The organism is Acidovorax sp. (assembly GCF_022763525.1).
Taxonomy (GTDB): domain Bacteria; phylum Pseudomonadota; class Gammaproteobacteria; order Burkholderiales; family Burkholderiaceae_C; genus Acidovorax.
Genome location: NZ_JALEGG010000279.1, coordinates 1 through 7,111, shown reverse-complemented (window position 1 = coordinate 7,111; position 7,111 = coordinate 1). Strand labels below are relative to the sequence as shown.

The following is a 7,111-nucleotide window of genomic DNA, read 5'->3' as shown; positions in this document are numbered from 1 at the left end:
CAGCACCATCAGGATGTGCTGGTCCACGGTGTAGACGTGGAACAGGTCGTGCTGCATCTGCCCCACGATGCCGCGAAACGCCCACAGGTAGCGGCCCAGCACTGAGGTCTGGTTCATCAGGCGCATTGCGTGCGTGATGCCCGAGGGCTGCTGCAGGATGCGCATGAAGTTGGCGCGGTTGACCGGGTCGCGGCGAAAGGCCGCATCCATCACGCCGCGCGCGTTGTACAGGGCACGCAGCGTGCGTGCCGAGAGGTCCTTGAGCCCCACGGTGGTCTGGTAGAGCAAGAAGGTCTCGAGGATCGCATGCGGGTCCCGTTTGTACAGGTCGTCACTGGCCACCTCGATCAGGCCGGCCTTGTCGTAGAAACGCTCGTTGATGGGCCGCGGTTCGTGGGTGGAGGGGTTCAGGCGTTCCTCGATGTTCAGCAGCAGGATCTGGCTGAGTTGCGAGACTGCCTTGGCCGCCCAGTAGTAGCGGCGCATCAGCGTTTCACTCGCGCGCATGGGCAGGCGTGCACCTTCGGGCGAGAGCGAGCGGTAGCCGAAGGACTCGGCTACGGCGGTCTGCAGGTCGAACACGAGCCGGTCTTCGTGTCGACCGGCCGCCGCATGCAGGCGAGCACGGATGAGGCACAGCACTGCCTCGTTGCGCTCGATCTGGCGCACCTCGAAGGCGGTGGCCATGCCGCTGGCGGCGAGTTCCTTCCAGTTGCGGCCGAGCCCCGCAGCGCGCGACACCCACAGGATCATCTGCAGGTCGCGCAGCCCGCCAGGCGACTCCTTGCAGTTGGGCTCCAGTGCGTAGGGGGTGTTCTCGTACTTTGTGTGGCGCTGGCGCATCTCCAGCGTCTTGGCCACGAGGAAGGCCTGGGGATCCATCTGCGCTGCGTACTGCCGCTGAAAATCGCCAAATAGCGTGGCGTTGCCGCACACCAGGCGGGATTCGAGCAGCGACGTTTGCACGGTGACATCCCCGGCGCTTTCGGCCAGGCATTCGGCCACGGTTCGCACGCTGGAGCCGATCTCCAGGCCCGCATCCCAACAACTGCCGATGAAGCCTTCAAGCCGGGTGCGTAACGCGCTGCCCGACTCAGGCGCCATGCCGTCGGGCATGAGCAGCAGCACGTCGACATCGGAATAGGGAAAAAGCTGGTCGCGTCCGAAACCGCCCACCGCCACCAGCGCCATGTCGGCTGGCAGTTCGGCACGTTCCCACAAGGTTTGCAGCAGCTGTCCTGCCAGGCCCGAGAGCTTGCGCAGCAGCAGGTGGATGCCCCGCGTGGACGCGCCGGTGGCCTGAAGGGCTGTCAGCAGCGCGGCCTTGTCGCGGCGGTAGGTATCGCGGAGGGCATGGATTTCGGTCATGGTCATCAAAGGTCGCGCGAAGGAAGTGCCATGCAAAAAGCCATGCAAGAGTTGTGCGCGCCGGCCCTGGGGCGCGCGGTCGGCGGGTCAGGTCTTGGTCGCGGTCACAAAGGACGGCAGCGGCGGCGAGCCGGCCGACAGCGTCATCACTTCATACCCCGTCTCGGTGACCAGCACCGTGTGCTCCCACTGCGCGGACAGGCTGTGGTCCTTGGTCACGATGGTCCAGCCGTCGTTGCCGTGTTCCTTCACCTCGCGCCGGCCCGCGTTGATCATGGGTTCGATGGTGAACACCATGCCGGGCTTGAGCTCTTCGAGCGTGCCGGGGCGGCCGTAATGCAGCACTTGCGGCTCTTCATGGAATTTCTTGCCGATGCCGTGCCCACAGAACTCGCGCACGATCGAGAAACCTTGGGCTTCGGCGAACTTCTGGATGGCGTGGCCGATGTCCCCCAGGTGGGCCCCGGGTTTGACCTGCACGATGCCGTGCCACATGGCTTCGAAGGTGATGGCGCAAAGGCGCTTGGCCGCGATGGAGCCTTCACCAATGATGTACATGCGGCTGTTGTCGCCGTACCAGCCGTCCTGGGTGATCACGGTGACGTCGACGTTGACGATGTCGCCTTTCTTGAGCGGCTTGTCGTTGGGGATGCCATGGCACACCACGTGATTGACCGAAGTGCACAGCGAGGCCGGGTAGGGCGGGTAGCCGGGCGGCTGGTAGCCCACGGTGGCCGACACGGTGCCCTGTTGGGCCATGCACTCGGCGCCCAGGCGGTCAATTTCTTTCGTGGTGATGCCCGGTTTGATGTGGGGGGCGATGTAGTCCAGCACTTCCGAGGCCAGGCGGCAGGCGACGCGCATGCCCTCGATGTCTTCAGCGCTTTTGATGGTGATGCTCATCCTGCAATTATCCCATTGGCCCTGCGCGGCTGCAGGGGCGCCCGGACAGCCCGGTAAAATGCGGGGTTGCCCGCCCAGCCGGTTCGCTGGCTTCCTTCGCGGTGTGGCGCACCCACGTTCCCTCACTCCCAACAGGCCGCTACTGTGACCTTGCACTTGACTACGCTGGCGGGCGGCAACGCCCTCAGTTCCTTCCGCGCTCAGCAACTTCAACCCGCCCTGGAGGCGATCCACCCCAAGATCAGCGGCATTGCAGCGCGTTTCGTGCACTTGGTGGCCACCGATGCCGCCCCTACACCGTCTGAACAAGAACGCCTGGCCGCGCTGCTGACCTATGGCGATCCGTACGCGGGCCCCGAGGACGGTGCCGTTCTCATCGTCACGCCCCGCCTGGGCACGCTCTCGCCCTGGGCGTCCAAGGCCACCGACATTGCTCGCAATTGCGGCATTGCCATCCGCCGGGTCGAGCGCATTACCGAATACCGCCTCAGCCTCAGGGCGGGCCTGCTGGGCAAGGCGCCTGAGCTGACGCCGGAGCAGCTGGGGCAGATCGCGGCCCTGCTGCACGACCGCATGACGGAGTCGGTGGTGCCCGACCGCAGCGCAGCCGCGGCCCTGTTCACGGAGCTGCAGCCCGTGCCCATGGAGCATGTGGACGTGCTGGGCGGTGGCCGCGCTGCCCTGGAGGCCGCCAACACCCGCTTCGGCCTGGCCTTGGCCGATGACGAAATCGACTACCTCGTCAATGCGTTCAATGGCCTGGCGCGCAACCCCACTGACGTGGAGCTGATGATGTTCGCGCAGGCCAACAGCGAGCATTGCCGCCACAAGATCTTCAACGCCCAATTCACCATCGACGGCGTGGCGCAGGAGAAGTCGCTGTTCGGCATGATCCGCAACACCCACCAGCTGGCGCCCCAGCACACCGTGGTGGCGTACTCCGACAACGCTTCCATCATGGAAGGTCACCAGGTTGAGCGGTTTGTGGCAAAAATGGCCTCTGGCGCAGATTTGACAAGCGCTGGAAGCTATCAAAAAAGTAGCGTCACCCAGCATGTGCTGATGAAGGTGGAAACCCACAACCACCCCACGGCCATATCCCCCTTCCCTGGCGCTTCTACCGGCGCGGGCGGCGAGATTCGCGACGAAGGCGCCACGGGCCGGGGCTCCAAGCCCAAGGCGGGCCTCACGGGCTTCACCGTCTCCAAGCTCTGGGGCAGCACAGTGGGCAAGCCCGAGCACATTGCCAGCCCGCTGCAGATCATGGTCGAAGGCCCCCTGGGTGGCGCGGCGTTCAACAACGAATTCGGCCGCCCTAACCTGAACGGCTACTTCCGCGAGTACGAGCAGGAAGTCGGCGGCGTGCAGCGCGGCTACCACAAGCCCATCATGATCGCGGGCGGCGTGGGCACCATCGACGCCGAACTCACGAAGAAGATCGAATTCCCCGCCGGCTCGCTGCTCATCCAGCTGGGCGGCCCCGGCATGCGCATCGGCATGGGCGGCAGCGCCGCCAGCTCCATGGCCACCGGCACCAATGCGGCCGAGCTGGACTTTGACTCGGTGCAGCGGGGCAACCCCGAGATCGAGCGCCGTGCGCAAGAGGTCATCAACCACTGCTGGGCCCAGGGCAGCAACAACCCCATCCTCGCCATCCACGACGTGGGCGCGGGTGGCCTGTCCAATGCCTTCCCCGAGCTGACCAATGACGCGGGCCGTGGCGCCCGTTTTGACCTGCGCGCCGTGCAGCTCGAAGAGTCTGGCATGAGCCCGAAGGAAATCTGGAGCAACGAGTCGCAAGAGCGCTATGTGCTGGCGATTGCGCCTGAATCGCTGGAACAGTTCAAAGCCTTCTGCGAACGCGAGCGCTGCCCGTTTGCCGTGATCGGCACCGCCACCGAAGAGCGCCAACTGGTGCTGCACGACCCCGCTGCCACAGCCGACGACCAGAAGCTGCCCGTGGACATGCCCATGAACGTGCTGCTGGGTAAGCCGCCCAAGATGCACCGCGACGTGAAAACCGTGGAGCGCCAGTTCGCGCCGATGGACTTGACCGGCGTGCCCCTGCAAAAAGCCGTGATCGACGTGTTGGCCCACCCCACCGTGGCGTCCTAGCGTTTCCTCTTCACCATTGGCGACCGCACGGTGGGTGGCCTGAGCCACCGCGACCAGATGGTCGGCCCCTGGCAGGTACCCGTGGCCGATTGCGCCGTGACGCTGGCCGATTACAAGGGCTTTGCGGGCGAAGCGATGAGCATGGGCGAGCGCACGCCGCTGGCCGCCATCAACGCGCCGGCTTCGGGCCGCATGGCCGTGGCCGAGGCCATTACCAACCTGCTGGCCGCGCCCATCGAGCTGCCGCGCGTGAAGCTGTCGGCCAACTGGATGGCTGCCTGTGGCGAACCGGGAGAGGACGCTGCTCTCTACGAAACCGTGAAGGCCGTGGGCATGGAGCTGTGCCCCGCGCTGGGCATCAGCATCCCCGTGGGAAAAGACAGCTTGTCGATGCGCACGCAGTGGGCTGAAGGCGCGGACAAGAAAAAGGTCACCTCGCCCGTCAGTCTGATCGTCAGCGCGTTTGCGTCCCTCTCCGACGTGCGCGGCACGCTCACCCCCCAGCTCGACGCCACCGAGGCCGACACCACCCTGGTGCTGATCGACCTGGGCAAGGGCCAGAACCGCATGGGCGGCAGCATCCTGGGCCAGACGCTGGAGCAAAGCGGCGATGTGGTGCCCGATGTGGATGACCCGAAAGACCTGGTCAGCCTCGTCAACGCCGTGAACGCCCTGCGCGCCAAGGGCCAGATCCTGGCGTACCACGACCGCAGCGATGGCGGCCTGCTCGCGGCCGCGGCCGAGATGGCCTTTGCGGGCCATGTGGGCGTGGCGCTCAACGTGGACCTGCTGGTCACCGAAGGCGACGGTATCAACGACAGCCGCATGGAAACCGGCGACGCCAAGAACTGGGCGCAGCAGGTCAGCGCCCGCCGGGAAGAACTCACGCTCAAGGCCCTGTTCAACGAAGAGCTGGGCGTGCTTCTGCAGGTGCGCACGGCAGAGCGCAACGACGTGATGCAGGTGCTGCGCGAGCATGGCCTGTCCAAGTTCAGCCACTTCGTGGGCAAAACCCGCCCGGTGTCGTCCGAAATCGACGCTGGCAAGGGCGAACTGCAGGTCTGGCGCGACGCCAAGGCCGTGTTCAGCGCGCCGCTGGCGGACTTGCACCAGGTGTGGGACGCTGTGAGCTGGAAGATCTGCCAGCAGCGCGACAACCCCGCCAACGCGGATGCCGAGCACGCGGCCGCGGGCGAGCCCACCGATCCCGGCCTGCACGTGCACCTCACGTTCGATGCCGCCGACAACGTGGCCGCGCCATACCTCAACCTTGCCAAACCCAAGGTGGCCATCCTGCGCGAGCAGGGCGTGAATTCGCACATCGAAATGGCCTACGCCTTCACCGAGGCGGGCTTCGAAGCCTTCGACGTGCACATGACCGATTTGCAGACCGGCCGCGTCAAACTCGAAGACTTCAAGGGCGTGGTCGCCTGCGGCGGCTTCAGCTACGGCGACACGCTGGGCGCGGGCATCGGCTGGGCGCGGTCCATCACCTTCAATCCCGTGCTGGCGGCGCAGTTCCAGGGCTTCTTCGGCCGCACCGACACGTTCGGCCTGGGCGTGTGCAACGGCTGCCAGATGTTTGCCGAGCTGGCCGACATCATCCCCGGCGCGCAGGACTGGCCGCGCTTCACCACCAACCAGAGCGAGCGCTTCGAGGCCCGCCTGTCGCTGGTGGAGGTGCTGGAGTCCCCCAGCCTGTTCCTGCAAGGCATGGCGGGCAGCCGCCTGCCGATTGCGGTGGCGCACGGCGAGGGTTATGCCAACTTCAAGTACCGGGGCAATGCCGGCAAGGCCATTGCCGCCATGCGCTACGTGGACAACCACGGCCGCGCGACCGAGCAGTACCCGTTCAACCCCAACGGCAGCGCGGGCGGCCTCACGGCAGTGACCACGGCCGACGGCCGCTTCACGGCCATGATGCCGCACCCCGAGCGCGTGTTCCGCAACGTCCAGATGAGCTGGACCAGCGAGGACAAGGCCCAGTACAGCGGCTGGATGCGCATCTGGCGCAATGCCCGCAAGTGGGTGGATTGATCGGATCATTCCCCTGAGCGGCTGCGCCGCTTCCCCCTTCTCTCGATTCGCTTAGCGAATCGGGAAGGGGACGCAGCCGGTGCGGCGGGGCGGCCCTTGCACGGCTGCCCTGGCGCTTAGGCTGCGCGGGCTCTGCGGCGTGCTGGTGCCGCTGGGCGCTGGCCTATTCCTTGGACGCCTTGCTCAGGCCGCAGCGGCGGTACGTTGATACACCAGCAGCCGCCCCTTGTACGCCGGCACATCGGCCAACGCGGGGTGGTCCAGGCGCTCTTCCACCACGTCAAAGCGCAGCGCCGCCATCTGCTTGCTGAAAGCCGATCGGTTGCCACGGTTGGGGTCCACGATCCAGATTTGTGCACCTGTGGTGGCATGGCGGTCGAGAAAGTGGGCCAGGGTGCCCTGTGCGTCGCGCTCGTACAGGACGTCGCTGCCCATGATCAGATCAAACCGGCCTTGCACATCGGCAGGGGTGTCGGCCGATTCGGTTCCCCATTGCCCGGTACGGTACTTGAGCGGCGCCATTCCATTGAGCCGCACGTTCTCCCGCAGAAAGTCCGATGCCAGAGGATGGCAGTCGCTGGCGGTCACGTCCACGCCGCGGCGGTGGCACACCAGGCTGGCCAGCGCCAGGCCACAGCCGATCTCCAGCACACGCTCGCCGGCATTCAGCGGGCGCGATGCCATGCGT

2 protein-coding genes and 2 pseudogenes are annotated in these 7,111 nt (G+C 66.1%); 1 reads left to right on the top strand and 3 read right to left on the bottom strand.

Annotated features, from left to right (window positions below):
* Both MRY84_RS21295 and map read right to left on the bottom strand, forming a co-directional pair.
* Positions 1-1,368, bottom strand: a pseudogene (locus MRY84_RS21295) (bifunctional uridylyltransferase/uridylyl-removing protein); the annotation flags it as partial.
* Positions 1,369-1,455: 87 nt separating this feature from the next.
* Positions 1,456-2,271: a type I methionyl aminopeptidase gene (map, locus tag MRY84_RS21290; RefSeq protein WP_291507676.1), complete on the bottom strand. Its 816-nt coding sequence runs from the start codon at positions 2,269-2,271 to the stop codon at positions 1,456-1,458.
* Positions 2,272-2,415: 144 nt separating this feature from the next.
* Here map and purL point away from each other — a divergent pair.
* A pseudogene (purL, locus tag MRY84_RS21285) lies at positions 2,416-6,423 on the top strand (phosphoribosylformylglycinamidine synthase).
* 183 nt (positions 6,424-6,606) lie between these two features.
* Here the strand turns inward: purL and MRY84_RS21280 are convergent.
* Positions 6,607-7,111 (bottom strand): methyltransferase domain-containing protein (locus MRY84_RS21280; RefSeq protein ID WP_291507675.1); only part of this gene is annotated, 505 nt, incomplete at its 5' end.